At 40.4% G+C, this 1,020-nt stretch carries 2 protein-coding genes; both read right to left on the minus strand.

Annotation, left to right across the window (positions count from 1 at the left end):
* A partial coding sequence (locus BIZ39_RS21990) for a hypothetical protein (RefSeq protein WP_187448141.1) occupies positions 1–429 on the minus strand: 429 nt, incomplete at its 3' end.
* The coding region (locus BIZ39_RS21995; protein ID WP_187448142.1) for a TraB/VirB10 family protein at positions 416–1,020 on the minus strand (605 nt) is incomplete at its 5' end. The genes BIZ39_RS21990 and BIZ39_RS21995, both read right to left, overlap by 14 nt.

Genomic DNA, 1,020 nt, shown 5'->3' on the forward strand with positions numbered 1-1,020 from the left:
AGAAAGCACATCAAATACCGCGTCACACATCGAACAATTACTTTTTAAGAAGACCAGGATTTTTACACCTTCTGGGTTTCCAATATTTATGAAAAAGCGTGAAGGATTTACCATTTCTGGTAGTGATGGAATAATCTCTTTCATAGTTCCTGTTTGCGTTACCCCATCCCATAAATCAGTTAAATTTCCTTTTATGATGTATCGCCCATTACCACCTGATAGAACGTGCTTCCCATCCTCTATAGAGAGAACACGCATCCCAAGTCCTTCTTTCTGTTGTTTAAGGGCTGATACCATAGCTTTATGCATATCATCGGAAATTTGAGAGGATGACGTTGATATGACTTGTGCACCAGATGAACCACAAAAAGACATGCTCATTAATGTCACAAACATATAGATTCTTAGTTTCACTTTATGATTCATCATCGAGTAAATCCATTTTAAATGTTTCTAAAATGTGTATGGTACCGGTGACCAACGGTTTGACTTCTATAACGTCGTAATATTCTTGGAGTTTAGAACGATAATACTCAGTCAAAAAATCCGCAGCATTTGACACTGCACTAGTACCACCAGCTATCGCTACGTCACGTGTTTCTGGTAACTGGTATGCTCCCCCTCCAATCGCAATTTGACTCTGGCCACCATTACCACCAAATGCTTCACCAATCCCTGATAAGCCGCCAGTTAAAGTTCCATATAACAATATTTTATCTCGCTTATTATTAACTAAACGGCCCCTAAGTCCCGCAGAACCATCGTGGCCAGAAGCAAACCCTTTAACAGCAATGTCTACCTCACCGTAATCATATTTACATGTCATATGATCGGTACGTAATTTAGCGCGTTCAGTAGCAGCGTCACCTCTAACTAGATTAGTGACAAAGCATCCTGTTAAATCTACGGAATAACCATTAGGCAAAATCGCTGGTCCTGTTAATCTGACTGTCGCTGATGTAGGGAACTCACTAGCTGCTTCACCTGCTGGCGCTTCAAAACCATTGATAAGTACAAATG

Source organism: Alteromonas sp. BZK5, assembly GCF_014349115.1.
In the GTDB taxonomy this organism is placed as follows: Bacteria; Pseudomonadota; Gammaproteobacteria; order Enterobacterales; family Alteromonadaceae; genus Alteromonas; species Alteromonas macleodii.